The organism is Escherichia sp. TW09308 (genome assembly GCF_000208565.1).
Taxonomy (GTDB): Bacteria; Pseudomonadota; Gammaproteobacteria; order Enterobacterales; family Enterobacteriaceae; genus Escherichia; species Escherichia marmotae.
This window is the reverse complement of sequence record NZ_AEME01000001.1, coordinates 370,006-395,536: the sequence shown is the minus strand read 5'-3', so window position 1 is coordinate 395,536 and position 25,531 is coordinate 370,006. Positions and strand designations below refer to the sequence as shown.

General features: G+C 50.2%; 28 protein-coding genes, 2 tRNA genes and 2 pseudogenes. 13 read left to right on the top strand and 19 right to left on the bottom strand.

Going from position 1 to position 25,531, the window contains the following annotated elements:
- Nucleotides 1-56 precede the first annotated feature (56 nt).
- The 3 genes from ESM_RS0102030 to ESM_RS0102020 all read right to left on the bottom strand — a co-directional run bounded on the left by ESM_RS0102030 (nucleotide 57) and on the right by ESM_RS0102020 (nucleotide 629).
- Nucleotides 57-362: a monooxygenase gene (locus ESM_RS0102030; RefSeq protein WP_000212682.1), complete on the bottom strand. Its 306-nt coding sequence runs from the start codon at nucleotides 360-362 to the stop codon at nucleotides 57-59.
- A gap of 109 nt (nucleotides 363-471) precedes the next feature.
- Nucleotides 472-548 (bottom strand) — tRNA-Val (locus ESM_RS0102025).
- Nucleotides 549-552: 4 nt separating this feature from the next.
- Nucleotides 553-629: transfer RNA gene (locus ESM_RS0102020), tRNA-Val, on the bottom strand.
- 307 nt (nucleotides 630-936) lie between these two features.
- Here ESM_RS0102020 and ESM_RS0102010 point away from each other — a divergent pair.
- A complete protein-coding gene (locus ESM_RS0102010; RefSeq protein ID WP_000534319.1) occupies nucleotides 937-2,193 on the top strand; it encodes an AIDA repeat-containing protein in 1,257 nt (418 codons plus the stop codon).
- 40 nt (nucleotides 2,194-2,233) lie between these two features.
- Here ESM_RS0102010 and mdtK read toward each other — a convergent pair whose 3' ends face one another.
- The gene (mdtK, locus tag ESM_RS0102005) at nucleotides 2,234-3,607 is read right to left on the bottom strand and encodes a multidrug efflux MATE transporter MdtK (RefSeq protein ID WP_001174974.1); all 1,374 of its coding nucleotides are present in this window, start codon (nucleotides 3,605-3,607) and stop codon (nucleotides 2,234-2,236) included.
- A 215-nt stretch (nucleotides 3,608-3,822) separates the two neighbouring features.
- On the opposite strand from mdtK, the gene ESM_RS0102000 reads away from it, so the two are divergent.
- A complete protein-coding gene (locus ESM_RS0102000; protein WP_000493961.1) occupies nucleotides 3,823-4,449 on the top strand; it encodes a riboflavin synthase in 627 nt (208 codons plus the stop codon).
- A gap of 59 nt (nucleotides 4,450-4,508) precedes the next feature.
- Here the strand turns inward: ESM_RS0102000 and cfa are convergent, their stop codons facing one another.
- Together cfa and punC are read right to left on the bottom strand one after the other, a co-directional pair.
- Complete coding sequence (gene cfa, locus ESM_RS0101995; RefSeq protein ID WP_000098885.1) at nucleotides 4,509-5,657, bottom strand: cyclopropane fatty acyl phospholipid synthase; 1,149 nt, start codon at nucleotides 5,655-5,657, stop codon at nucleotides 4,509-4,511.
- Between the two features lie 290 nt (nucleotides 5,658-5,947).
- Complete coding sequence (punC, locus tag ESM_RS0101990) at nucleotides 5,948-7,159, bottom strand: purine nucleoside transporter PunC (protein WP_001182378.1); 1,212 nt, start codon at nucleotides 7,157-7,159, stop codon at nucleotides 5,948-5,950.
- Between the two features lie 112 nt (nucleotides 7,160-7,271).
- On the opposite strand from punC, the gene punR reads away from it, so the two are divergent.
- Nucleotides 7,272-8,204, top strand: coding sequence for a DNA-binding transcriptional activator PunR (gene punR / locus ESM_RS0101985; protein ID WP_000269487.1), 933 nt, complete (start codon nucleotides 7,272-7,274; stop codon nucleotides 8,202-8,204).
- On the opposite strand, the gene purR is transcribed toward punR, so the two are convergent.
- Complete coding sequence (gene purR, locus ESM_RS0101980) at nucleotides 8,201-9,226, bottom strand: HTH-type transcriptional repressor PurR (RefSeq protein WP_000190977.1); 1,026 nt, start codon at nucleotides 9,224-9,226, stop codon at nucleotides 8,201-8,203. The two genes, punR and purR, sit on opposite strands and share 4 nt — an antisense overlap.
- A 298-nt stretch (nucleotides 9,227-9,524) precedes the next feature.
- Here purR and cydH point away from each other — a divergent pair, with 298 nt between their 5' ends.
- Together cydH and ESM_RS0101970 are read left to right on the top strand one after the other, a co-directional pair.
- Nucleotides 9,525-9,614 carry a cytochrome bd-I accessory subunit CydH gene (cydH, locus tag ESM_RS01000000123765; RefSeq protein WP_000102278.1) on the top strand — a complete coding sequence of 30 codons (90 nt, stop codon included), beginning with the start codon at nucleotides 9,525-9,527 and terminating at the stop codon, nucleotides 9,612-9,614.
- Between the two features lie 165 nt (nucleotides 9,615-9,779).
- Complete coding sequence (locus ESM_RS0101970) at nucleotides 9,780-10,949, top strand: MFS transporter (protein WP_000701022.1); 1,170 nt, start codon at nucleotides 9,780-9,782, stop codon at nucleotides 10,947-10,949.
- A 146-nt stretch (nucleotides 10,950-11,095) separates the two neighbouring features.
- On the opposite strand, the gene sodB is transcribed toward ESM_RS0101970, so the two are convergent.
- Both sodB and mepH read right to left on the bottom strand, forming a co-directional pair.
- Nucleotides 11,096-11,677 carry a superoxide dismutase [Fe] gene (gene sodB / locus ESM_RS0101965; protein WP_000007276.1) on the bottom strand — a complete coding sequence of 194 codons (582 nt, stop codon included), beginning with the start codon at nucleotides 11,675-11,677 and terminating at the stop codon, nucleotides 11,096-11,098.
- Between the two features lie 127 nt (nucleotides 11,678-11,804).
- Complete coding sequence (gene mepH / locus ESM_RS0101960; RefSeq protein ID WP_000101174.1) at nucleotides 11,805-12,632, bottom strand: peptidoglycan DD-endopeptidase MepH; 828 nt, start codon at nucleotides 12,630-12,632, stop codon at nucleotides 11,805-11,807.
- Between the two features lie 334 nt (nucleotides 12,633-12,966).
- Between mepH and grxD the strand changes: the two genes are divergently transcribed.
- Entirely contained in the window at nucleotides 12,967-13,314 is a 348-nt protein-coding gene (grxD, locus tag ESM_RS0101955; protein WP_000108172.1) for a monothiol glutaredoxin 4, read from the top strand.
- A gap of 48 nt (nucleotides 13,315-13,362) precedes the next feature.
- On the opposite strand, the pseudogene ESM_RS1000000128965 reads toward grxD, so the two are convergent.
- The 6 genes and pseudogenes from ESM_RS1000000128965 to nemR all read right to left on the bottom strand — a co-directional run.
- Nucleotides 13,363-13,625, bottom strand: a pseudogene (locus ESM_RS1000000128965) (ATP-dependent helicase); the annotation flags it as partial.
- Nucleotides 13,614-13,733: pseudogene (locus tag ESM_RS1000000129595) on the bottom strand (hypothetical protein); the annotation flags it as partial. The pseudogenes ESM_RS1000000129595 and ESM_RS1000000128965, both read right to left, overlap by 12 nt.
- Before the next feature lie 95 nt (nucleotides 13,734-13,828).
- Complete coding sequence (gene rnt, locus ESM_RS0101950) at nucleotides 13,829-14,476, bottom strand: ribonuclease T (protein WP_001282288.1); 648 nt, start codon at nucleotides 14,474-14,476, stop codon at nucleotides 13,829-13,831.
- 102 nt (nucleotides 14,477-14,578) lie between these two features.
- Nucleotides 14,579-14,986: a lactoylglutathione lyase gene (gene gloA, locus ESM_RS0101945; protein WP_001237802.1), complete on the bottom strand. Its 408-nt coding sequence runs from the start codon at nucleotides 14,984-14,986 to the stop codon at nucleotides 14,579-14,581.
- Nucleotides 14,987-15,066: 80 nt separating this feature from the next.
- Entirely contained in the window at nucleotides 15,067-16,164 is a 1,098-nt protein-coding gene (gene nemA / locus ESM_RS0101940; RefSeq protein ID WP_000093624.1) for an N-ethylmaleimide reductase, read from the bottom strand.
- A 41-nt stretch (nucleotides 16,165-16,205) separates the two neighbouring features.
- Nucleotides 16,206-16,805, bottom strand: a complete 600-nt coding sequence (gene nemR, locus ESM_RS0101935) for a DNA-binding transcriptional regulator NemR (RefSeq protein ID WP_001032896.1) — start codon at nucleotides 16,803-16,805, stop codon at nucleotides 16,206-16,208.
- Nucleotides 16,806-16,907: 102 nt separating this feature from the next.
- Here nemR and ESM_RS01000000123760 point away from each other — a divergent pair, with 102 nt between their 5' ends.
- The 3 genes from ESM_RS01000000123760 to sodC all read left to right on the top strand — a co-directional run bounded on the left by ESM_RS01000000123760 (nucleotide 16,908) and on the right by sodC (nucleotide 18,693).
- Entirely contained in the window at nucleotides 16,908-17,147 is a 240-nt protein-coding gene (locus tag ESM_RS01000000123760) for a DUF1289 domain-containing protein (RefSeq protein WP_024191872.1), read from the top strand.
- Nucleotides 17,148-17,195: 48 nt separating this feature from the next.
- Nucleotides 17,196-18,092: an aldo/keto reductase gene (locus ESM_RS0101930; RefSeq protein ID WP_000250649.1), complete on the top strand. Its 897-nt coding sequence runs from the start codon at nucleotides 17,196-17,198 to the stop codon at nucleotides 18,090-18,092.
- A gap of 79 nt (nucleotides 18,093-18,171) precedes the next feature.
- Entirely contained in the window at nucleotides 18,172-18,693 is a 522-nt protein-coding gene (gene sodC / locus ESM_RS0101925) for a superoxide dismutase [Cu-Zn] SodC (protein WP_000819798.1), read from the top strand.
- On the opposite strand, the gene ESM_RS0101920 is transcribed toward sodC, so the two are convergent.
- From ESM_RS0101920 to ESM_RS0101910, 3 genes are read right to left on the bottom strand one after another with little or no spacing between them, the layout of a single operon-like run.
- Entirely contained in the window at nucleotides 18,690-20,702 is a 2,013-nt protein-coding gene (locus ESM_RS0101920) for an FUSC family protein (RefSeq protein ID WP_001102448.1), read from the bottom strand. The genes sodC and ESM_RS0101920 overlap by 4 nt on opposite strands.
- The gene (locus tag ESM_RS0101915) at nucleotides 20,702-21,559 is read right to left on the bottom strand and encodes an efflux RND transporter periplasmic adaptor subunit (RefSeq protein ID WP_000023825.1); all 858 of its coding nucleotides are present in this window, start codon (nucleotides 21,557-21,559) and stop codon (nucleotides 20,702-20,704) included. The genes ESM_RS0101920 and ESM_RS0101915 overlap by 1 nt, the downstream gene beginning before the upstream one ends.
- Before the next feature lie 2 nt (nucleotides 21,560-21,561).
- Nucleotides 21,562-21,798: a DUF1656 domain-containing protein gene (locus tag ESM_RS0101910; protein WP_000670973.1), complete on the bottom strand. Its 237-nt coding sequence runs from the start codon at nucleotides 21,796-21,798 to the stop codon at nucleotides 21,562-21,564.
- A 200-nt stretch (nucleotides 21,799-21,998) separates the two neighbouring features.
- On the opposite strand from ESM_RS0101910, the gene slyA reads away from it, so the two are divergent.
- A complete protein-coding gene (gene slyA, locus ESM_RS0101905) occupies nucleotides 21,999-22,433 on the top strand; it encodes a transcriptional regulator SlyA (protein WP_001516330.1) in 435 nt (144 codons plus the stop codon).
- 46 nt (nucleotides 22,434-22,479) lie between these two features.
- Here slyA and slyB read toward each other — a convergent pair whose 3' ends face one another.
- Nucleotides 22,480-22,947: an outer membrane lipoprotein SlyB gene (slyB, locus tag ESM_RS0101900; RefSeq protein ID WP_000597202.1), complete on the bottom strand. Its 468-nt coding sequence runs from the start codon at nucleotides 22,945-22,947 to the stop codon at nucleotides 22,480-22,482.
- A gap of 274 nt (nucleotides 22,948-23,221) precedes the next feature.
- Between slyB and anmK the strand changes: the two genes are divergently transcribed.
- The 3 genes from anmK (at nucleotide 23,222) to pdxH (ending at nucleotide 25,472) form a co-directional block, all read left to right on the top strand.
- On the top strand, nucleotides 23,222-24,343 hold the full coding sequence (anmK, locus tag ESM_RS0101895; protein WP_000835033.1) for an anhydro-N-acetylmuramic acid kinase: 1,122 nt from the start codon (nucleotides 23,222-23,224) through the stop codon (nucleotides 24,341-24,343).
- A gap of 84 nt (nucleotides 24,344-24,427) precedes the next feature.
- The gene (mliC, locus tag ESM_RS0101890; protein ID WP_000480882.1) at nucleotides 24,428-24,757 is read left to right on the top strand and encodes a C-type lysozyme inhibitor; all 330 of its coding nucleotides are present in this window, start codon (nucleotides 24,428-24,430) and stop codon (nucleotides 24,755-24,757) included.
- A 58-nt stretch (nucleotides 24,758-24,815) separates the two neighbouring features.
- Entirely contained in the window at nucleotides 24,816-25,472 is a 657-nt protein-coding gene (gene pdxH, locus ESM_RS0101885; RefSeq protein WP_001282323.1) for a pyridoxamine 5'-phosphate oxidase, read from the top strand.
- The last annotated feature ends 59 nt before the right edge of the window (nucleotides 25,473-25,531 follow it).

Sequence of the window (25,531 nt, the reverse complement as noted above, 5' to 3'; positions counted from 1 at the left end):
ATGAGAAATTTCAGACAGGGATGAAAAGGGCGCTAACCGCCCTTCATTAAGATCTGTCAGGCGAGTTTTGCCTGATTGATGTGACTCAGTGGCTCATTGACATCGAAAACGTTGGCAATAACTTCATCGACACCGAGATTTTTCAGGCGAGCTGTATGTTTGTCCAGATAGGCAAGAGCGCTTTTTTCATCAGCAAAGAGATAGATGCCACCGGCTTCGTGGTTCTTTTCACTTTCCGTCCACACCTTCCACAGAAAACCGGGTTCCTGATTAATCGACTCGGCAAGCGGTTTAAGCTGTTCGGCCATTTCATTGCCAAAGGGACCATTAAATGAAAAGTGAAGCTGTAACAAAGTCGCCATCGTTATTCTCCTTCTGATAACACATACGAAAATAGTGTAAATCTTTTAACGTATTGGATACAGAGAATAAATAAGGGAATAAAAATGAGGAGACCAGACTAAGAAAATCTGGTGCGTCCGAGTGGACTCGAACCACCGACCCCCACCATGTCAAGGTGGTGCTCTAACCAACTGAGCTACGGACGCAGGATGGTGCGTTCAATTGGACTCGAACCAACGACCCCCACCATGTCAAGGTGGTGCTCTAACCAACTGAGCTATGAACGCAACGTTGTAGGTGACAACGGGGACGAATATTAGCGGCAGAGTGGAAAGGTGGCAAGAGGTAAAACGTAATTTTCTGCACCATTTCGACCGTTTGCAGAGCTTTTAAGCAAATTGTCTATATTTTGTTGATTTTAAAGGGCGGTTTTTGTTCAGCGTCATATTTACATCTGACACAGTCAATGGCCTCGCGCATCAGGATGTAAACCGTGCCGTTTGCCTCCATATCAATTCTGGCGTGGATAAATCCTTCGTAGCCTTTACACTTAGGTGGTGATAAGGGCACACAGATGCAGCAAAGGAATAAATCATGGGATCTGATGAAAAAAATTTGATGAGCGACGGGAACGTGCAAATTGTTAAGACAGGCGAGGTCGTCGGTGCGACTCAACTTACGGATGGTGAGTTGATTATTGAGGCTGGCGGAAGGGCAGAAAACACCATAGTGACTGGTGCGGGCTGGCTGAAAGTGGAAGCAGGCGGGATCGCCAGGGGGGCACAGTACGGCAACAATGGCACGTTATCAGTCAGTGACGGGGCCATTGCCACAGATATTGTTCAGTCCGACGGTGGAGCAATTAGCCTTTCAACGCTCGCCACTGTTAATGGCCGCCATCCTGAAGGTGAATTTAGCGTTGATCAGGGCTATGCCTGCGGTTTGTTGCTGGAGAACGGCGGTAATTTGCGCGTACTGGAAGGTCATCGGGCAGAAAAAATTATTCTCGATCAGGCTGGTGGTTTGTTGGTTAACGGAACAACTTCATCTGCAATAGTGGATGAAGGCGGTGAATTGTTGGTTTACCCAGGTGGAGAAGCTTCCAACAGTATGATTAACCAGGGCGGTGTCTTTATGCTGGCGGGGAAAGCCAGCGATACGACACTTGTGGGCGGTGCCATGAATAATCTTGGTGGAGAAGACATCCACACCCTGGTTGAGAATAGCGCCGTTTATCGCCTGGGGACGGACGGTCTACAGCTCTACAGTTCCGGTAAGGCCAAAGATTTGGCGGTGAATACGGGAGGACGGGCTGAAATTCATGCGGGGACGGTGGAAAATGTGGTGGTGAAAGGTGGCACGATGATTGTTATGTCTCCCACCAGCGCGGACGATAAATTTGTAGTGGAAGAGGATTGTGCGCCAGTTGAACTGATGGGTAACGTCGCCGTACAAGAAAGTAGCTCTTTGATTATTGGTTATGGTGCCGATTTACAGCAGTCAACGGTTACGGTACAGCAGGGTGGCGTGTTAATCCTCGATGGTAGCACGGTGAAAGGTGACAGTGTCACTTTTCGTATTGGAGAGTTAAAGCTTGACGGTGGAAAAGTGTGGCTGATCACGGCGGCAGCAACGCATGTACAACTGAAAGCGAAAAGCCTGCGCGGAGAAGGAACGATCTGCCTGCAAACCAGTGCGAAAGAGATTTCGCCTGACTCTATCAGTGTAAAAGGGGAAGTTAGCGGTGATATTCACGTTGAGATAACGGATGCCAGTCGGCAACCTGTCTGTAGCGCGCTTAAACTTCAGCCAGACGAAGACGGGATTGGCGCAACGCTCCGGCCTGCATGAAAACAAAGGCGCAACCCGCGAAGGTTGCGCCTTGTCTTTATTAACGAGCGGCTCGTTGCAGAATAATGGCTGACGGTAAACGTTGCAGAAAACGCATACGCAGCATCATCATAATGGCAGCAGAAGTCAGGCCGATAATAAAACCGATCCAGAAGCCTGCTGGCCCCATTGGTTCAACCACCAGATCGGTCAGAGCCAGAATGTAGCCGCTCGGCAAACCCAGCACCCAGTAAGCCGTAAAGGTGATATAGAAAATGGAACGCGTATCTTTATAACCACGCAAAATCCCACTGCCGATCACCTGTATGGAGTCAGAAATCTGATACACCGCTGCCAGTAACATTAAGTGAGCCGCCAGCGTCACAACCTCTGGGTTATCGTTATACAACAGGGCGATTTGCTCCCGCAGTGAAATCGTGAAAATTGCGGTCAGAGTCGCCATACAAACGCCAACCATAAGCCCTGTCCGTGCGGCTGTTTGTGCATCCAGCGTCGAACCCTGGCCCAGACGATAACCTACGCGGATGGTTACCGCTGCAGCCAGTGACATTGGAAGAACGAACATCAACGAACTGAAGTTCAGTGCAATCTGGTGGCCTGCCACATCGACAATACCGAGTGGGGATACCAACAGCGCCACCACAGCAAACAGCGTCACTTCAAAGAACAGCGCCAGCGCGATAGGAAGACCAAGTTGCACCAGGCGTTTCATGGCGGCTGGATCCGGTTTAGCGGTGCCTTTTTCGTTGCGGATATCGCGCATGGAGCGGGCACGTTTAATATAAGAAACCATAGCGAGGAACATCACCCAATACACAGCCGCAGTCGCCACACCACAGCCGACGCCACCGAGTTCTGGCATCCCAAAATGACCATAAATAAAGATATAGTTCACTGGAATGTTCACCAACAGGCCAATAAAACCCATCACCATCCCAGGTTTGGTTTTTGCCAGACCTTCACACTGGTTACGTGCGACCTGGAAGAATAGATAGCCCGGTGCGCCCCACAACAGTGCTCGCAGATAACCTACCGCTTTATCAGCGAGCGCCGGATCGATATTTTGCATGGAGCGGATGATATAACCCGCATTCCACAGTACCACCATAATGAGCACTGAAACGAAACCGGCAAGCCAGAAACCTTGTCGCACCTGGTGCGCAATGCGCTCACGGCGACCAGAACCATTTAATTGCGCGATAACCGGCGTTAATGCCAGTAGCAGTCCGTGGCCAAAGAGGATGGCCGGAAGCCAGATTGACGTACCGATAGCCACCGCCGCCATGTCGGTGGCACTATAGCCGCCCGCCATCACGGTATCGACAAAACCCATTGCGGTTTGGGCGATTTGCGCGAGAATCACCGGGATTGCTAATGCTAATAACAGACGCGCTTCACTGATATACTTCTGCACGTGAACACCTTTTATATTGTTGTTATATGAGAGACTAAAAAGCCGCCTGAATGGGCAGCAAAAAGAAGAAGCAGGGGAAATTCAGTCTATTGTAGCGAGGATTTATTAATTCTCCAGTGAAAAAATAACCATTCAGCCCCCTTTACTGGCAAGGGTGTTTCCCACCTGCTATTGTGCTGAACAGAATGCCTTAACTGATTTCAGGAGTTGTAAGTATGTTTACGGGGATAGTGCAGGGCACTGCAAAACTGGTGTCGATTGACGAGAAACCAAATTTTCGTACTCATGTGGTTGAGTTACCTGACTACATGCTTGATGGTCTGGAGACCGGAGCGTCTGTAGCACACAACGGTTGTTGCCTGACCGTGACGGAAATCAACGGTAACCATATCAGTTTTGACCTGATGAAAGAGACGTTACGCATTACCAATCTTGGCGATTTACAGGTTGGGGATTGGGTAAATGTAGAACGTGCGGCGAAATTCAGTGATGAAATAGGTGGGCATTTAATGTCGGGTCATATTATGACCACCGCCGAAGTCGCGAAAATATTAACCTCTGAAAATAATCGCCAGATCTGGTTTAAAGTGCAGGATAGTCAGTTGATGAAATATATCCTGTATAAAGGATTTATCGGAATCGACGGTATTAGCCTGACCGTAGGCGAAGTAACGTCGACCCGTTTCTGTGTGCATTTAATTCCGGAAACGCTGGAACGTACCACCCTCGGTAAGAAAAAACTCGGCGCGCGTGTCAATATCGAAATCGATCCACAAACTCAGGCAGTGGTAGATACGGTAGAACGTGTGCTGGCAATGCGTGAGCAGGCCTTGAATCAATAAGATACTGAAGCCTGATTTGAAATGACATCGCCCCCAAAACGGGGGCGATAGAATGACATTTAGCGTGCAACCCGAAGACCGCTTTCGATCCCACGTGAGAACACCACTTGCCAGAGCTGAATATCGCGGGCGCGGAAAGCACCAGCGCAAGCATTCAGATAATAGGTAAACATCCGTTTAAAGCGCTCACTGTAGTTATCAGCAATTTCTGGCCATGCGGCGAGGAATCGCTCATACCAGGCCATTAACGTGGTGTCGTAATCGGCACCAAAGTTATGCCAGTCTTCCATCACGAAATGCGGTTCGCTGGAGCGAGCAATTTGCCGAACAGAGGGCAGACAACCGTTCGGAAAAATATATTTATTTATCCACGGGTCAACATTCAGGTCGGTTTTTTTCGAGCCGATAGTATGCAACAGGAAAATACCTTCCGGTTTCAGATTACGATCCACCACTTCGAAATAGGTATCGTAATTTTTCGGCCCGACATGTTCGAACATTCCAACCGAAACAATACGGTCAAACTGGTCGTTCAGGTCCCGGTAATCTTGCAGCAAGATGGTGACATCCAGACCTGCGCAGCGCTCCTGAGCCATTTTTTGCTGTTCGGCAGAAATCGTGACACCCACCACACTTACGTCATAATTAGACGCCATGTAATGTGCCAGACCGCCCCAACCACAGCCAATATCCAGTACGCGCATACCCGGTTTTAACTGCAATTTTTCACAGATCATTTTGAGCTTCGCTTGCTGGGCTGATTCCAGATTATCGGCATCTTTCCAGTAAGCGCAGGAGTATTGCATGAAGGGATCAAGCATGCGGCTAAACAAGTCATTACCGAGATCGTAATGCTCTTTGCCAACTATCCAGGCACGTTTTTTACTTTGTAGATTGAAAAGGCGTGCACCAGCAATGCGCAGTGTGTCTTTGAAATGATGGGGGAGTTGGTTTTCGAGACCTGCGCGCAAGACCTTGCTAAAAAACATATCCAGTCGGTCACATTCCCACCAACCATCCATATAACTTTCGCCTAACCCTAACGATCCTTCTTGCAGGACGCGTTTAAAAAAATCGGGGTTTTTAACACGAATATCTGCCGGAGCAGGGCCATTAATAGCAATGCCAGCACGGCTAAGTAATTCGTTGGCGATACGATACCAGTTGTCATCCGGTACACTGACTTCTTCTATACACGATGAACTCATAGTTTCTCCATCACTGGTCGGTGATCAGAACCTTAAAACAGCGTAGACGCTTTTTGGGCTTTGTGAGAAATCTCGCAGAAAAAACCGCGAGTCTATAATCCGACGTAGAACAGAGGGAAAGGAGGAACCCTTGCCGAAATGACCATCCATAGTAAACCGGGAACACTCCTGTCCCCGTAGAAACATAATATTTATCGTAATCTTAACAACTGAAAATTAGTATAGGCCGCTAATTTCAATCATACAACAAAATTTTGTTAGCGGCCTAAGTATAAAGATATCGATATATATCAATGCGATTCACTATGAGCGACTTCGGCATTGCTTTGATTCTGGCAGTCTCGTTCTTTACAACGTTGCATCATGTAACCCAGAGCGGCCAGCACCACAGTTGATAACATCACGCTAGTGGTGGTGAACAGAGGTGTGCTAACGCTGATAAGCCAGGAAACCACCAGGCTTGCGAGGAAGCACAGTCCCAGTTGCAGAGTGTTCTGCAAGGCTGCGGCGCGTCCGGTTGCATGTGGGAAGGGCCGCAACGCCTGTGCGACAACAATCGGGTAGATTGCGCCGTTGGCAATCGCCATCACACAGAAGGGGACCAGAATTTCGACCAGTGAAACATGGCTAATGAATCCTGCCGCCCAGGTTGTCACGACGCTGACAGCAAACAGCATCAGTAGCCACGGCAACAACTGCTTACCTTGCCATTTCTGCAACGCGGCGCGACAGCCATAACCACCAATCAGAAACGCAATAGTTTGCGGGACATAACTTAAACCAATGACGGCCGGGCTGTAACCCATTTCGCTAAGGATGAACGGAGAACCGGTCAGCCAGGCAAAGAAACTGGCTGAACAGGCAGCATAAATCAGTACGTTTCCGCGATAGATTTTTGAACGCAGCAGATCGGTAAAGGTCAGACCATCCTGGCTATCATTACGTGCTTTAGTCGTGGGTTTAAGCCAGAAAATGGGCAGAATTAGTACTACGGTAATGGCAAACAGGGTGGCGAAAATCGCCTGCCAGGAAAAATGGACCAGCAGCCAGCTACCTAAAAGAGGAGCAAGCGCCGGAGACAGCCCCACTAACGGCATGATAGTGGCGAAAATACGATTCACTTTTTGTGAAGGGTAGTAGTCCGTCACCAACGCCTGCCAGATAACTGCCGCGGCGCAGACCCCCACAGCTTGCACGAACCGCAATACCAGCAGAGTGACGGCGTTTTCCACCCATAACATCCCCAGACTACCCAGAGCAAAAATTGTCAGGCCGATCAATAACACCGGTTTACGACCATATCGGTCGGAGAGCGGCCCCCACAAGAGCTGGGCTGCGGCAAAACCGGCAAGGAACAGACTAAGGCTGGCACTGACAGCAGACGCAGGCGTTTGCAGATCGGCCTGAATGGCGGCGAAAGCAGGCAGATACATATCGGTTGCCAGAAAACCGAGTACGCTCAAACCCGCCAGCCAGACTAAAAATCTTTTCCCAGGTTGCATGTATATTCTCTAAATCTCTCAATTAAACACCGTCGCAAAGTGTAGGGAGTGAAATTCGTGTTGTGAAACGGTAATATTTGATGACTGGTTTCAAAAATTTTGCAGGCAAACTATGTGGTCTGAGTATTCTCTCGAAGTGGTTGATGCGGTGGCGCGTAATGGTAGTTTTAGCGCCGCGGCCCAGGAGTTGCATCGCGTTCCTTCTGCGGTCAGCTATACCGTTCGTCAGTTGGAAGAGTGGCTGGCAGTGCCGCTTTTTGAAAGGCGTCATCGTGACGTGGAACTGACCGCTGCCGGGGCGTGGTTTCTCAAAGAAGGGCGTTCTGTTGTCAAAAAAATGCAGATCACTCGCCAGCAATGTCAGCAGATAGCGAACGGTTGGCGCGGTCAGTTAGCCATCGCGGTAGATAATATTGTCAGGCCAGAACGCACGCGGCAGATGATTGTTGATTTCTATCGCCATTTTGATGACGTCGAACTTCTGGTTTTTCAGGAGGTGTTTAACGGTGTCTGGGATGCGCTTTCCGACGGACGTGTGGAACTGGCGATTGGTGCGACACGGGCGATTCCGGTAGGTGGGCGTTACGCCTTCCGTGATATGGGAATGTTGAGCTGGAGTTGTGTTGTTGCCCGCCACCATCCGCTAGCGTCGATGAATGGGCCGTTCAGCGATGATACGTTGCGCAACTGGCCGTCACTGGTGCGCGAAGACACGTCACGGACGCTGCCCAAACGTATTACCTGGCTGCTCGATAACCAAAAGCGCCTGGTTGTCCCGGACTGGGAATCATCGGCAACCTGTATCTCGGCCGGGTTATGCATTGGCATGGTGCCGACCCATTTCGCTAAACCGTGGCTGAACGAGGGGAAGTGGGTAGCATTAGAACTGGAAAATCCATTCCCTGATTCGGCATGTTGTCTGACCTGGCAGCAGAATGATATGTCGCCTGCGTTAACCTGGCTGCTGGAGTATCTCGGTGATAGCGAGACGCTGAATAAGGAATGGCTGCGGGAGCCGGAAGAGACTCCCGCAACGGATGATTAACGACGATAGTCGCGGAACGGGCCGTCAGCCACGGAGCGGCGTTCAATAAGCCGCGGATGAACTTCAATTGACTGCGGTTCTTCGCGTTTGTTGACGATACGATCCAACAGCATGTTGAACGCCGTTTCGCCCAGCGAATCTTTTGGCTGATGGATAGTCGTCAGCGCCGGAGTAAAATAACGGGCGTTGCGCACGTTATCATAACCGATCAGCGAAATATCTTGCGGTACGCGCAGACCCATTTCATCAGCGGCGCAAAGTGCGCCCATAGCCATGATATCGCCGCCACAGAAGACAGCAGTAGGGCGGTGCGGTTGCGACAGGATTTGCTGCATGGCGCGATAACCCGATTCAGGCTCAAAGTCACCCTGCACAATCCAGTTTTCCGGCACCTTGATCATGGCTTCTTCCATCGCTTTCATAAAACCCGCCAGACGGCCAGCGCCGGTGTTGCGCTCCAGCGGACCAGGAATAACGCCAATTTCGCGATGACCGCGTTCAATCAGATAGCGCCCGGCCATGTAGCCGCCTTCAAAAGCGTTATCGATAACTGCATCGGTAAAGTCCGCTTTTGCTTCGCCCCAGTCCATCACCACCATCGGGATATGGCGATACTCTTCCAGCATCGCCAGTAATGGTTCCGGATACTCAGAACACATGACCAGCAGGCCATCGACGCGTTTTTGCGCCATCATCGACAGATAGGCCCGCTGTTTCTCAAGATTGTTCCACGCATTGCCCAGAATCAGTGTGTAGCCTTTCTGGAAGCAATTTTTTTCTACCGCTTCAATGATCTCGGCAAAATAGGCCGCTTCGCTGCTGGTCGCCAGCAAACCGATAGACTTGGTGTGGTTAACCTTCAGGCTACGCGCCACCGCGCTAGGAGAGTAGTGTAATTCTTTAATCGCTGCCCACACAGCGTTACGAGTCTCTTCCGCGACAAAACGCGTTTTGTTTATAACGTGTGACACAGTTGTAGTGGAAACGTTTGCTCGTTTCGCTACATCTTTTATTGTTGCCATTCCATTTCACTCCAGACCCTAACTTCAGCTCCTGCAAAATCGCAAGGTAAACGTTTGCCTTTACACACCTTACGCACAACGAAAGTGTTGCGGTACGCCGGAAAAATGACACGGAGCGTCAGGAAGGGGTCAATGGCCAGTACGCAAATAGTGTAAGCGTGGAATTTTGGCCGATCTTGATGAAAAGGGGAAGTAGTAAAAACACTTATCATTATAAATGCCGGGAGATTTTTTCATCACACTGTGTAAAAATGAGTAATATCATTTTTTGTGTGGTAATAAAAAAGGAGAAAACTTGATGAGCACCGACCTTAAATTTTCATTGGTAACAACCATTATCGTTCTTGGTTTGATCGTGGCAGTGGGTTTGACTGCCGCGCTGCACTGATTTCCCCTCGAGGGAGCGCGTTCTCCCTCGCATCTCTCTCCTCTTTGTTAGCAAAATGGCAAAAGTGTTTTCTCTTTTTGTTATTTTCATTCTTTTGTGATTGATGTCATGCTTTCGCCACTTTGATGAACATCGCGTGATGACGCGAAGAGGTGGAGATTAGGCATGAAAATTAACTATCCGTTGCTGGCGCTGGCGATTGGCGCGTTTGGTATCGGGACAACGGAGTTCTCGCCAATGGGCCTGTTGCCCGTCATTGCGCGCGGTGTGGATGTCTCGATCCCTGCTGCCGGAATGTTAATCAGTGCCTATGCGGTTGGTGTGATGGTTGGCGCGCCGCTGATGACATTATTACTTTCTCATCGTGCCCGCCGCAGCGCGCTGATTTTCCTGATGGCGATTTTTACCCTTGGTAATGTACTTTCTGCCATTGCCCCGGATTACATGACACTGCTGCTTTCACGTATTTTGACCAGTCTGAATCACGGTGCATTTTTTGGCCTGGGGTCAGTTGTGGCCGCAAGCGTTGTGCCAAAACATAAACAGGCCAGCGCAGTTGCGACCATGTTTATGGGCTTAACTTTGGCGAATATCGGCGGTGTTCCGGCGGCGACCTGGCTGGGTGAAACTATTGGCTGGCGAATGTCGTTCCTGGCAACGGCGGGGTTGGGCGTGATTTCGATGATTAGCCTGTACTTCTCTTTACCGAAAGGTGGCGCAGGGGCGCGACCAGAAGTGAAAAAAGAGCTGGCGGTGCTGCTGCGTCCGCAGGTGTTATCGGCTTTACTGACGACGGTGCTGGGGGCTGGCGCAATGTTTACGCTCTACACTTATATTTCTCCGGTGCTGCAAAGTATCACCCACGCGACGCCGGTGTTTGTTACAGCCATGCTGGTGCTGATTGGTGTCGGATTCTCTATCGGTAACTATCTCGGCGGTAAACTGGCAGATCGTTCGGTCAACGGCACGCTGAAGGGATTTTTGTTGCTGCTGATGGTGATTATGCTGGCAATCCCGTTCCTGGCCCGTAATGAGTTCGGTGCGGCAATCAGCATGGTAGTGTGGGGCGCGGCAACCTTTGCGGTCGTACCGCCCTTGCAGATGCGAGTGATGCGAGTCGCCAGCGAAGCGCCGGGTCTGTCATCATCGGTGAATATTGGTGCCTTTAACCTTGGAAATGCATTGGGAGCGGCTGCTGGTGGTGCGGTGATTTCCGGTGGTCTGGGGTACAGTTTTGTGCCGGTGATGGGGGCGATTGTCGCGGGACTGGCATTATTGTTGGTGTTTATGTCAGCCAGAAAACAACCTGAAGCAGTTTGCGTTGCCAACAGCTAATAAAACAAAAACGCAGAAGGATAACCTTCTGCGTTACAGTTTGCAGGCAAAGTGCGATTTATCTTGCCAGATGTGGTGTTAACGCCTCATCCGCGTAGGTCTGATAAGCGCAACGCATCAGGCAATGTTGCATTTGCCATCAGTTATTATGCAGCGAGATTTTTCGCCACGAACTCCCAGTTCACCAGCGCCCAGAAGTGTTCCAGGTAGCCAGGACGCGCATTGCGATAGTCGATGTAGTAAGCGTGTTCCCAGACATCAACGGTCAGCAGCGGAGTCGCATCGGTGGTCAGCGGAGTACCGGCATTAGAAGTAGAAACGATAGCCAGTTTGCCATCGCTGTTTTTCACCAGCCAGGTCCAGCCAGAACCAAAGTTTTTGATCGCAGCATCAGTAAACTGCGCTTTAAAATCGGCAAAGCTACCAAAAGAAGCGGCGATAGCGTCAGCCAGTTCACCAGTCGGTTCGCCACCGGCGTTCGGTGCCAGGCAGTTCCAGTAGAAAGTATGGTTCCAGACCTGAGCAGCGTTGTTGAATACGCCACCTTCAGAGCTACGAATAATCTCTTCCAGTGATTTACCTTCAAACGCAGTACCTTTGATCAGGTTGTTCAGGTTAGTGACATAAGTTTGATGATGTTTGCCGTAGTGATACTCGATAGTTTCCGCAGAAATGTGCGGTGCCAGAGCATCTTTAGCATATGGTAGTGCAGGTAATTCAAATGACATTGCTACTCTCCTTTATTATTAATTGGCATACGTACAATAGCCTTATTGTGCGTGAGGATAGGGTAGCAAAATAAAAGGTGAGACAAAAGATGAACTTACCCTGTTGCTGTAACAACAGGGTAAAGTTTTAGCGAAGTGTTTTTGGGGTCATTACCCGACGAGCACCTACATAGTGGCGCTGCCAGTAATCTTCGCTTAAAGAAGTGATTTTAATTTCCTGTCCACTGCGCGGAGACTGAATAAATTTGCCGTTGCCAACATACACGCCAACGTGATCGGCGGTTCCGCGACCCTGAGTGCGGAAGAAGACCAGGTCGCCATTTTTCAATTCACTGCGATCGATCGGTGCGGCGTCACGCAGGTGATACATTTCGTTAGCTGTACGTGGAATACGGATCTTCACCAGATCTTTATAGGCGTAATAAACCAGCCCGCTACAATCGAAACCGGTACGCGGTGAGCTGCCGCCCCAGCGATATGGCTTGCCAATTTGTTGCATCAGTTTATTCATTGCCACGGTAGTGGCTTTCTGTACTTTGGCTTTATGCGCGTCAGCGAGGGTTCTTGGTGCGGCATTTTTAACTTTCACGCAATGTGTTTTATAACCCTTACGTTTAGTGCACTTTTCCGTAAAGCTGGCTGCCGCTGTTTTATTAACAACTTGTTTGCTGCGGTTTTTGGCGTTTTTAGAAGCGGTAATGGAGGATTTTTTTACGGAAGAAGCAGTTCTACTTTTAGTGGTACTTTTACTGGCGGCTTTTTTCGCTGTTTTCTGGCTGGCTTTATTGGTCTTTTTGGTGGTTGCCGTGCTTTTCTTTTTATCTGCTTTTTTGGTGATGTGAGTAGTAGCAGAACTCTCCCTGGCTTGCTTTGAAGCATGGGCCATAGGCGTTAAAGGCAGGGTGGTAAAAAGTAAAGCACAGAGCGTGATCGAAATACGGTTTATCCGCGCCACTGAGCGTCCCTCTGTTAAGGCAGGTCTATCATGCCTGCGTCTGATTTACAAAACTTGATGATTCTAATGCATAGAAGAAGAGAAAGTTAATAGCTTTTATTGTTAAAAAATATATTTCGTCGGTGAGCGTAAAAAAATGCAGCAGTGAAAGCTGGAAATGGTCATAAATACGCCAGTTTGCAGCGCAACAGCGAAGAAACGAATATTTGAAATGCAACAAATAGAGCAAAGGGATAAAATAGCAAAAGCGTGATGAAAATGTTATTTTCCGTTGCCGCACTGACCCGCTACAATGTCAGATTACTGCCGTAAAGAAGTTTGAGGAAGCAAGACAATGAGCACCACTATCGAAAAAATCCAACGCCAGATTGCTGAAAATCCGATCCTGCTGTACATGAAAGGTTCACCGAAACTGCCAAGCTGCGGTTTTTCTGCCCAGGCAGTTCAGGCGCTTGCCGCATGTGGCGAACGTTTTGCCTACGTTGATATCCTGCAGAATCCGGACATTCGCGCGGAACTGCCGAAATACGCTAACTGGCCGACTTTCCCACAGTTGTGGGTGGACGGCGAGCTGGTAGGTGGCTGTGATATCGTGATCGAAATGTATCAGCGTGGCGAACTGCAGCAGCTAATCAAAGAAACCGCCGCTAAATACAAGTCTGAAGAGCCGGACGCGGAATAATCCGTCCCGCAATACTGACGGAGGCTAACGGGCATCCGTCAGTGTTTTTTATCCCCAATCCAGCCCTTGTGGCGAACTGGAAAATCCCGCCTCACGCAGCAGCGTAAACATCGGCGTTTGCCGTACCGGTTGATCATTCACTTCTGTCAATGTAAAGCGTAGCCGTGGTTCGCGGCGTAGTGCGGTTGCCAGTGCGTGGAATACTTCTGGGGGAGCAGTTCATCTTTTTCTTACCATACCAGCATCTTCTTGCCGCCTTGTGCCAGGTAGAGCAACAATTTTCCGCCAGCAATGACTACCAGCGCCCCCGCCCACGGTTCATGCACTCGTCGCCCATAAGGGGAGTGTAAAATAATACGCCAGTCGCCAATTTCATCGTGACAGCGTTCGAGAACCAGGTGGCGACTTCCCGGAACAACAATTAACGCTATTCCCCGTGAATATCATGCATGATTCGTGGAATAGCCTCACTATAGATGCCTGAGTCATTACATGTCATCAGGCATCGACTCGATTACACCTCTTCAGCGGCAGGGAGCGGCCAGCCGCCCAGTCGTTTCCAGCGGTTGACGATTTCACAAAACAGCACGGCGGTGCGTTCAGTGTCGTACAGCGCGGAATGCGCCTGGGTGCTGTCAAAATCCATGCCAGCGGTCTGGCAGGCTTTTGATAATACGGTTTGTCCGAGAGCCAGCCCGGCCAGTGCCGCGGTGTCGAAAGTGACAAAAGGGTGGAACGGGTTACGTTTCAGTGAGGCGCGTTCTGCGGCAGCCATCATAAAACTGTGGTCGAAATTGGCATTGTGCGCCACCATAATGGCGCGGTTACAGCCGCTCGCTTTAATGCCTTTACGGACAACTTTGAAAATCTCATGCAACGCCTCATATTCGCTGACTGCACCGCGATCGGGATCGTTCGGGTCAATACCATTGAAGGCGAGGGCTTCTGGTTGCAAATTAGCGCCGACAAACGGCTCGACGTGAAAATGTAATGTGGTGTCCGGCATCAGCCAGCCTTGTTCATCCATTTTCAGGGTGATGGCGGCGATCTCAAGCAGTGCATCGGTTTTGGCGTTAAATCCGGCGGTTTCGACATCGATCACAACAGGATAAAAACCACGAAAACGGTCGCACAGACCGGTAAGTTGAGCGTTATCGGACATCTGATTCTCTTAATACGGAAAAATTGCAGCGTGCATTATGACAAATATTACCCGCTGATGCAGTAAAGATGCGGGCGCGATGAGTTCACGCCCGGCAGGAGATTAGTTGCCCAGACCGCGACCGGCGTCTTTCTCTTCAATCAATTCAATTTTGTAACCGTCTGGATCTTCCACAAAAGCGATAACCGTAGTACCGCCTTTTACCGGACCCGCTTCACGGGTAACGTTACCGCCGTTCTGACGGATTTTTTCGCAAGCTTCTGCGGCGTTATCGACGCTAAGGGCGATGTGACCATAAGCGGTGCCAAGTTCGTATTTATCCACGCCCCAGTTATAGGTCAGTTCAATTACCGCTTCTTCTGTTTCCGGGCCGTAGCCAACAAACGCCAGCGAGTATTTGTATTCCGGATTTTCGCTGGTACGCAGCAGTTTCATGCCCAGCACGTTGGTATAAAAATCGATGGAGCGTTGCAGATCGCCAACGCGCAGCATGGTGTGAAGAAGACGCATCTTTATATCCTCAAAATGGCTAACAGATTCAAAATGTTGTTTTAGTATAGCGGCGGTTTTGCGCCGCTCGCAATGTTGGATTACAGCGTAGGGTAGTCGGTATAACCTTCCGCACCGCCGCCGTAAAAACTTTCGGCACGCTGTGGGTTAAGCTCAGCTTTGCGCTGCAATCGAGCGACCAGATCCGGGTTTGCAATCCAGTCACGACCAAACGCCACCGCATCAATTAACCCTTTGCCGATCAGCGTTTCTGCTTTTTCTACCGTATATGCACCAGCCCCGATAATCGGGCCGTGGAAACGGGCGCGTACTTTTTCGCGGAACGCCTCGGTATATGGTTTGCCGCCTGCCCAGTCTGGTTCGGACATATGCAGATAAGCAATGCCGCGTTTACCCAGTTGTTCAATCAGATACAGCGCATCGGCTTCTTCATTCGGGCCGTTATCGGTGTTCTGGAAAGTACCAATTGGCGAAACGCGAATACCAATGCGATCGGCACCCCATTCTTTAATCCCGGCATCAACAACTTCCAGCACCAGACGAGCGCGATTTTCCACGCTGCCGCCGTACTGATCGGTACGATGGTTGGAGGATGGAGAGAGGAACTGATGCAGTAAATAACCGTGAGCGGAGTGGAGTTCCACCAGATCAAAACCGGCTTCACGGGCGTTGGCGATAGCCTGGCGGAAATCGTTGACAATACCCGGGATTTCTTCCAGCTCCAGCGCACGCGGCATGGTGGTTTCGACGCGGATCGCCTGACCATTTTCATCGCGCAGAGAAGTTCGTGTACCCGCACTAAGTGCAGAAGGCGCTACCGGTGCCTGGCCACCAGGTTGCAGGCTGGCGTGAGAAATGCGCCCCGTGTGCCAAAGTTGCACGGCGATATGACCATTTTCAGCATGAACACCGGCGGTAATTTTTTTCCACGCGGCGATTTGCTCCGGACTATGAATGCCTGGCGCGCCCGCATACCCTTTTGCCTGGGCGGAAACCTGGGTGGCTTCGCTAATGATCAAACCTGCACTGGCGCGTTGGCGATAATATTCCGCCATCAACGGAGTAGGGATATCACCCGGTTCAATGCTACGCAGGCGCGTCAGAGGAGCCATAAAGATACGGTTTGCCGCCGTGATTGCGCCCACTTTCAGTGGGGAATACAGTTTTTCAGATGACATAAAGACTCCCGGTCGTCTGGTGATAAAATAAAAAATGCCTGCTAAACGGCAGGCGTCGCAATAATGGTTTTGACATGTGTTAGCGCGTTTTCCAGAGGCCCGGAGCTGCGCGAAATTTTGGCTTGCAGATTGGCCCCCAGCCACAGCGCATAGAGAACTTGCGCCTGTTGCAGCGGTTCTCCGCAAAAGGTTAAACAGTGGCTATCGCGGCCATTTTCCAGCGCCTGGGCGAGCAGAGCGATGACCTGGCGCGCACCTTTATCCATCGCGCTGCGCATATCTTCTGACAGGTCGCACACTTCAGCAGAAAGTTTTACTGTCAGACAGCCGCTGATCGTCCCATGCTGGCAGAACTGGTTCAGCGTTTGCTGGTAATAGGCCAGAATACGGTCGCGGTAATTTCCCTCGCCAGATTGCAGCAACTCCGTCAGTCGTTGGTGGTATGCCGCGTAATGGCGTTCAAGCATGGCAACACCAAACGCCTCTTTAGAACGAAAGTAGTGGTAGAAAGACCCTTTTGGCACTTCGGCGGTCTTCAGTAATTCGCTTAACCCCATTCCGGTAAACCCACGCTGCAGGCAGAGTTGCTCTCCGGTTGCCAGGAGGTGTTCGCGAGTATCGTGTTCAGGATGTTTGTTCATGCGCTTGAGTGTAGTAGACCGGTCGGTCTAGTGCAAGCAAAGTTGCTACTTTGGGCATTAACAGCTTCAATAGTGGTAATAATCTTATATAAGGAGGGCGAGGTGGCGGAGCAATTAGAGTTCTTTCCCGTCCAGAGCCCATGCCGGGGAATTTGCCAGTCTGACGAACGCGGATTTTGCCGTGGCTGTTTTCGTAGCCGGGATGAGCGTTTTAACTGGAATAAAATGAGTGATGGTGAAAAACAGGAGGTTCTGCGACTTTGCCGACAACGACTTATGCGTAAATTACGCGCGAACAGGCCAACGTCATCAGACGAACCAGAGCAACCATCACTCTTTTGAGAGCAATCTTGCGTATACTCCTCTCATATCTGATAAGAGGAAGCGATTATGGTTCAGCGTATTACTATTGCGCCGCAAGGCCCGGAGTTTTCCCGTTTTGTGATGGGCTACTGGCGACTGATGGACTGGAATATGTCCGCACGCCAGTTAGTTAGTTTTATTGAAGAGCATCTGGATCTCGGTGTGACCACCGTGGATCACGCTGATATTTATGGCGGCTATCAGTGCGAAGCGGCATTTGGCGAGGCGCTGAAACTGGCACCGCATTTGCGTGAACGGATGGAAATTGTCAGCAAATGCGGCATCGCGACGACTGCGCGTGAAGAAAACGTTATTGGTCATTACATCACCGATCGCGACCATATTATTAAAAGTGCCGAACAGTCGCTAATTAATCTCGCGACCGATCATCTGGATTTACTGTTAATCCACCGTCCCGACCCGTTAATGGATGCCGATGAAGTGGCGGATGCGTTTAAACATTTGCATCAGAGCGGCAAAGTGCGCCATTTTGGCGTATCGAACTTCACGCCTGCGCAATTTGCCCTGCTGCAATCGCGTTTGCCATTTACTCTTGCCACTAATCAGGTGGAAATTTCTCCGGTGCATCAGCCGTTGTTGCTGGATGGTACGCTCGATCAACTACAACAACTGCGTATTCGCCCGATGGCCTGGTCTTGTCTTGGCGGTGGCCGTTTATTTAATGATGATTATTTCAGGCCGCTACGTGATGAACTTGCTGTGGTGGCGGAAGAATTAAACGCGGGTTCTATCGAGCAGGTGGTTTATGCCTGGATATTGCGTCTGCCATCGCAGCCGCTGCCGATTATTGGCTCCGGTAAAATTGAGCGTGTGCGTGCTGCCGTTGAAGCGGAATCCCTGAAAATGACACGCCAGCAGTGGTTCCGTATCCGTAAAGCGGCATTAGGTTACGACGTCCCGTAAGCACTTTCGGAATCGCCTCTGTTCAAATATGTGTCACTGGTTTACACTTATTCAGGTATGCACATTGAGCGGAGGTCTTATGAAACGTTTTAGTCTGGCTATTCTGACGCTGGTTGTTGCGACCGGCGCGCAAGCCGCCAGTGAAAAAGTCGAGATGAACCTCGTCACATCACAGGGGATTGGACAGTCAATTGGCAGCATAACGATTACTGAAACCGATAAAGGTCTGGAATTTTCGCCCGATCTGAAAGCATTACCGCCCGGTGAGCATGGCTTCCATGTTCATGCCAAAGGAAGCTGCCAGCCAGCAACGAAAGATGGCAAAGCTACTGCGGCGCAATCTGCAGGCGGACATCTTGATCCCAAAAATACCGGTAAACATGAAGGGCCAGAAGGTGCAGGGCATTTAGGCGATCTGCCTGCGCTGGTGGTCAACAATGACGGTAAAGCAACCGATGCCGTCATTGCGCCTCGTCTGAAATCACTCGACGAAGTTAAAGACAAGGCGCTGATGATCCACGTTGGCGGCGATAATATGTCCGATCAACCAAAACCGCTGGGCGGCGGCGGTGAACGCTATGCCTGTGGTGTTATTAATTAAGAGGCTAGCGTACCCTGTGGTGGTGCCTGCTCAAGTTGCGAAAGCGAGCAGTACAGTCGCCAGACAATCGCCGCCAGCTCACGGGCAGCGGGTTGATGATGGCGGGCAAGGCTGTCGCAGATTCGCTGTAACTCTTCAAGTGTGGCCGCCAGTGATTTTTGCTGAACGCCACGCTCGCTCATCACTCCTCGCAACAATGAAATACAGTTATCTCGCACCTGCGATAAAGGATCGGAACGTGATTCCCAGTCGCGCAATTGCCAGACAACATGTGAACAGTTCAGCAGCACCACGCCCCAGCGTAATAACCAACGGCGAGCCAGCGCGTCCTGGCTGTTACTCAACTGGCTGACGTGATGATAAGTGAGCGATTCAAATTCGCTTTCACTCAGGGTTGGGTGACGGCTAAGTTGATCGACAAAATCCCGTCGCAGTGCGCGAATATGACGGCGGCTTTTGCGGGCATCGGACCCCGGTCGCAAAATGGCGAATGCTAACCATGCCAGCGCCACGCCAACGATTTTTGCCAGGTTATCGTTAAGAAAATCAGCAAAATCATACACCGGAGGATTAGTGACAGCGATAAACGACCCCATAAATACAATCAGTTGTCCCCACAGCGCGGCCAGTTTTGGCATCTGCAACTTGAGAAGCTGCATTGTCGCCAGTAGCGGGAAGAGAAACAGCAAAAATTGCCACAGATCGCTAATCTGAACCATCAGGCCAAACTTAACCACAAAACTGAATAGCGAAAGTAATACCAGCGTGCGCATCAGTAGCGACAACGACTTAAACGGTGCCGCGACTGCGGAGTAAAGTACGCAACTAATTGCTGCCAGCGTTAATGCATTGGCACCAGCATCCCATTGCGAGGCAATACTCCATGCGCCAATCATCATCAATGTACAAAATGTACGCAGTCCGCTCCACATAGCTTCGGCATTATCGGTATGACGTGCCAGGCCAGATGCGCGAGGGAGCCTGGTATGATCATCTGAGCTGTTTTCCAGGCGATGCAATTCCTGACTACTTTGCAGATAAAGGTGGCAAAAATAACGTAATCGGTGCCAGAAGGCGACGTGCCGGTAGTCGGCTAAGTTGGTTGGGCGTAGCGGGGCAATAATGCGCGCAACGGTGTAAAAATTTGTTTGCGAGTTGGCGAGCACCGTCAGTAACTGTTCGATAATTTCCCGTGTGGCACCGGGCGGTGAGGGCCAGTTGAGCAACATACGTCGCAGGCTGGAGATGACGCTGGTCATACGTAATTGCTGGTGGAGTAGTGCATTCAGGCGTGCATTTTGCTGGCGGAAACGATAGTGGCTCCAGAACGCCTGAATACGCAGCAAATTCATGGTCAGTATTTGCCCAATTACCGATTCATGTGCTGTGCGAATGGCATCGGTCGTTTCGGGCTGCCAAAGCAAACTGGCATGTTCCAGTAAACGAGCATGCATGTTTTTCAGTGCGGTTAAAAGAGCGGTGGCATCAGAACTGCTCGGCAGGATCATCATCATCATGCCGCCGCAAAGAATACCGACAATCACTTCACAAACACGTGCCTGAGCGATATCCCATAGCTGGCTGGCTTCAGTAATATTGACCATCGGAAAGGCGATAATGGCCGCAGTATAGCCCGCCAGTTGAAATGCATAGGCCACGTTATTCGTGAAATGCGCGCAGGCCCAGGTACAAAAGCCAAGCCACGCAGACATGCTCAACAGAAAAAACCACGGCTCGTTGAGAGTATGTCCGGCAAGAATCAGTGCCGCGATAGCTCCGAGCAAACTGCCAGCAATACGTCCCATGCTTTTGCTGATGACACCGCCAACGGTGGGGAAGCTGACCACCGCCGCCGAGGTCATTGCCCAGTAAGGTTCATCAAGATTTAAATAATAGGCAACCGTCAGCGCCAGACACATGGCAATGGTGTTGCGTAACGCATAACGCCATTGCGCCAGCGTGGCTCTGAACCAGGGGAAATTGTGCAGCGACCATGGCGGTACGTTCATTACGGGCCTACAGCGATACTACAGGTGGTGCCGGATACCAGCGTGACATCGCCGGGGACGTTATCGAGAGCAAAACGAACAGGAACACGTTGGGCGAGACGAACCCAGGGAACGTTAGGTTTAACGTCGGGAATCAGGCTGGAATCATTTTCCACACTCTGATCATAAATCGCCCGACCAATACTGGAAACGTGACCCTGTAACGTTTTATTGTCGCTGTAGAGTGTAATTTGTGCTGGCGCACCGCCCCGGATATGGCGCAATTTGGTTTCTTCAAAATAACCAATGGCGTAAAACGAGTGGCTGTCCACCAGAGCAAACAGTGGTTTTCCGGTGTCGGCGTAGTCACCGATGCGGGTGGTGAGATTAGTGACCCATCCACTCACCGGGGCGCGAATTTCCGTTTGCGCCAGTTGCCATTGTGCCTGTTTCAGCGTTGCTTGTGCGGCATCGACACTTGCCTGCATCGCTTTAACATTGAGGTTAGCGGTATCCAGCTCTTCGGCAGAGATAAAGTTTTGTGAGAGATGGCGGCGACGGTTAGCTTCATTATTGGCTTTGGCGAGGTCAGATTGCGCTTTTGCCAACTGAGCCTGGGCATTAAGCACAGCAATCTGAAAGGGCGTTTTATCGATAGAGAACAGAATATCACCCGCGTTAACCAACTGGTTGTCTTTTATATTCAGCTCAACAATACGTCCAGACACCTGTGGCGTGATAGAAACCTGTTCTGCGCGTATTTTTCCGTCGCGTGTCCAGGGGGACTGCATGTAGTAGTTCCATAGCCACCATCCGGCAAGAACTGCAAAAACCGCTACAATAATTGTTGAGAAATATTTAATGGTTTTAATTGACATAGTTACCACGCAATCAGTATTGCCAGGGCAAAGCAAACGCAAATCGCAAACAGCGACAAATCCATTAACAAGGGATGCCAGATGTCTCCGGCGTAGATTTTGTCGCGAAGCAGGCGGTGTATAACGAGCCAGATGACAAATCCAAGCGCGAACGCTTTGAAAAACGGAGGAAAGTAGATGGATGCACCGAACACCAGATCTTGTAAGGGTAATCCTGTTGCACTATGCATAAACTTCACAAAATAGATTCCTTTACGGCTGAATATATTGCTTTAGATTAATAAATATTCTTTATGTGCGAGAAAGTTACTCGCTATTTCTGAAAAGCATGTCTGATGGTAAGCAAATGCAGCAATACATTTGTTTTAGCAATACAATTGCTGCACACTATTCTAAAAGCTGTATAATATCTTAGCAAGCTAATTATAAGGAGATGAAATTGGAATCGCCACTAGGTTCTGATCTGGCACGGTTGGTGCGCATATGGCGTGCTCTGATAGACCATCGCCTGAAACCGCTGGAGTTAACGCAAACCCATTGGGTAACGTTGCACAATATCCATCAGTTACCTCCAGACCAGTCGCAAATTCAACTGGCAAAAGCGATCGGCATTGAGCAGCCTTCACTGGTTCGTACGTTGGACCAACTGGAAGAAAAAGGGTTAATTTCGCGTCAAACTTGTGCCAGTGATCGTCGGGCCAAACGCATTAAACTGACGGAAAAGGCGGAGCCGCTGATTAGCGAAATGGAAGCTGTGATTAACAAAACCCGGGCGGAAATTTTGCATGGGATTTCCGCAGAGGAGCTGGAACAATTGATTAAGCTCATTGTAAAAATTGAGCATAACATCATAGAGTTACAGGCCAAAGGGTGAAATGAAGGAGGCGTGTGGCCAGTTACCTGACCACACGTTAACGTGTTTAGCGCGGGGAAACAGTCACCTGGCTGCCGTTGCTGGCCAGAATGACACGTTGTCCCGGAGAGAAGTGGGTATTGCCCTGTTTCTGTACCACCATGATGGTGTTGCCATCATCTTTACGAATTTCCAACTCCACACCCTGGGTTTTGTTTATTGCGCTCTGCACGCCCTGACCGGCTACACCGCCTGCGATAGCACCTGCCGCGGTAGCCAGAGAACGCCCGGTTCCGCCGCCAACGGTATTTCCAAGGAAGCCACCGAGAACCGCACCGCCAATTGCGCCGATAACGTTGGAATCATCACCACCCTGAATTTGTACCTGTCGTACATTAACGATTGTGCCATAGCTGACATTCTGCACTTGCTTCGCTTCAGAGGCGGTATAGACATCACCAGAAAGGGTATCGTTGTTGACACAACCGACAAGAGACAGACCGACCATTGATACAACCAGTACGCGCTTAATCATTGAAAAATCTCCTGATTACCATGAAACGCCTCACAAGCATCCCTCATGGCCAAAGTAAATGGCATTGGTATAACTATGATTACATGTTCCACTAAAACATGATGGAATCATAATTAGAATACGGTTAACCAAGTATAAACAAAACATTCATAGTAGTTATTGATATAAATATAATGTTTTCCTACCAACGGTAAAAATCGGCACTCATGCATGGAATTCGCGAGAGGTTTGTGTTTGAGTGGAGCGCAAACGTCAGGTTGAAAAAGGATGAACTATGAAATCAGGCCGCTTTATTGGCGTAATGTCAGGCACTAGTCTGGATGGTGTCGATGTTGTGCTGGCGACAATCGATGAACACAGGGTGGCGCAGTTGGCAAGTTTGAGTTGGCCGATCCCTCCATCACTTAAACAAGCGGTGCTGGATATTTGCCAGGGACAGCAGCTTACACTTTCGCAGTTTGGTCAACTGGATACTCAACTTGGTCGCCTGTTTGCCGATGCCGTTAACGCATTGCTCAAAGAAGAAAATTTGCAGCCGAAAGATATCGTTGCTATTGGTTGTCACGGTCAGACTGTATGGCACGAACCCACGGGCGTCGCGCCGCATACTCTACAGATTGGGGATAACAACCAAATTGTGGCGCGCACTGGAATTACTGTCGTCGGGGATTTTCGCCGTCGCGATATCGCCCTGGGTGGACAGGGCGCACCGCTGGTGCCAGCGTTTCATCATGCATTGCTGGCTCATCCTACTGAGCGGCGTATGGTGCTCAACATTGGTGGTATTGCCAATTTGTCACTGCTCATTCCTGGGCAACCGGTGGGTGGCTACGATACCGGACCGGGTAACATGCTGATGGATGCGTGGATCTGGCGTCAGGCGGGTAAACCTTACGATAAAGACGCTGAGTGGGCACGCGCGGGCAAGGTCATTCTCCCTCTGCTGCAAAATATGCTTAGTGATGCGTATTTTTCCCAGCCTGCGCCAAAAAGCACCGGGCGTGAATACTTTAACTACGGTTGGCTGGAACGTCACCTGCGTCAATTCCCGGGCGTTGATGCGCGCGATGTCCAGGCGACGCTGGTGGAACTGACAGCAGTGACCATTTCTGAACAGGTGTTATTGAGTGGTGGTTGTGATCGTTTGATGGTATGTGGTGGCGGAAGCCGTAATCCATTAGTGATGACGCGACTTGCTGCCTTGCTGCCAGGAACGGAAGTGACCACCACTGATGCTGTCGGCATTAGCGGTGATGACATGGAAGCATTGGCCTTCGCCTGGCTTGCCTGGCGGACGCTGGCGGGGCTGCCTGGCAATCTGCCCTCGGTCACTGGCGCAAGCGAGGCGACGGTATTGGGCGCAATTTTTCCCGCAAACCCGCGATATCAGAGTTAACTGAATTTTTCCTACTGCTTCTGCCGTTACACTTGGATGTTGAGGAGAGCGTTTTGCTCTCCGGACCAGGAAAGTCTTCGGGATATGTTTATGAAAAAACTGTTACTGATCTGTTTACCGGTGCTTCTCACCGGCTGTAGCGCGTTCAATCAACTGGTTGAGCGCATGCAAACCGATACGCTGGAATACCAGTGTGATGAAAAACCGTTGACGGTAAAACTGAATAATCCACGTCAGGAAGTCAGTTTTGTCTACGACAATCAATTACTGCACCTTAAACAGGGCATTTCAGCATCAGGCGCGCGTTATACCGACGGTATCTACGTTTTCTGGTCGAAAGGCAATGAGGCGACGGTCTATAAGCGTGACCGCATTGTCTTGAATAACTGTCAGTTACAAAATCCACAGCGTTGAGATTTTTCCAGGGGCGGCGCACAATAGCGTCACCCACTGACAATCCGTAAAGAAAACCATGTCTGATAACGACGAATTGCAGCAAATCGCGCATCTGCGGCGTGAATACACCAAAGGCGGTTTACGCCGCCGCGATCTTCCCGCCGATCCATTAACCCTTTTCGAACGCTGGCTCTCCCAGGCGTGTGAAGCTAAGTTGGCTGATCCTACAGCGATGGTCGTCGCGACCGTTGATGAACATGGTCAGCCTTATCAGCGCATCGTTTTACTCAAACATTACGACGAAAAAGGTATGGTGTTTTACACTAACCTTGGTAGTCGCAAAGCGCATCAAATCGAACAAAATCCGCGCGTTAGCCTGCTTTTCCCCTGGCATACTCTTGAGCGCCAGGTGATGGTTATCGGTAAAGCGGAACGTCTTTCGACTCTCGAAGTGATGAAATATTTTCATAGCCGTCCCCGTGACAGCCAGATTGGCGCGTGGGTATCGAAGCAGTCCAGCCGTATTTCCGCGCGCGGGATCCTTGAGAGTAAATTCCTTGAGCTGAAGCAGAAGTTTCAGCAGGGCGAAGTCCCTTTACCGAGTTTCTGGGGCGGTTTCCGCGTCAGTCTTGAGCAGGTTGAGTTCTGGCAGGGTGGTGAGCATCGTCTGCATGACCGCTTTTTGTACCAGCGTGAAAATGAGGTGTGGAAAATCGATCGTCTCGCACCCTGAAAAGATGCAAAAATCTTGCTTTAATCGCTGGCACTCCTGATTCCGGCACTTTATTCTAT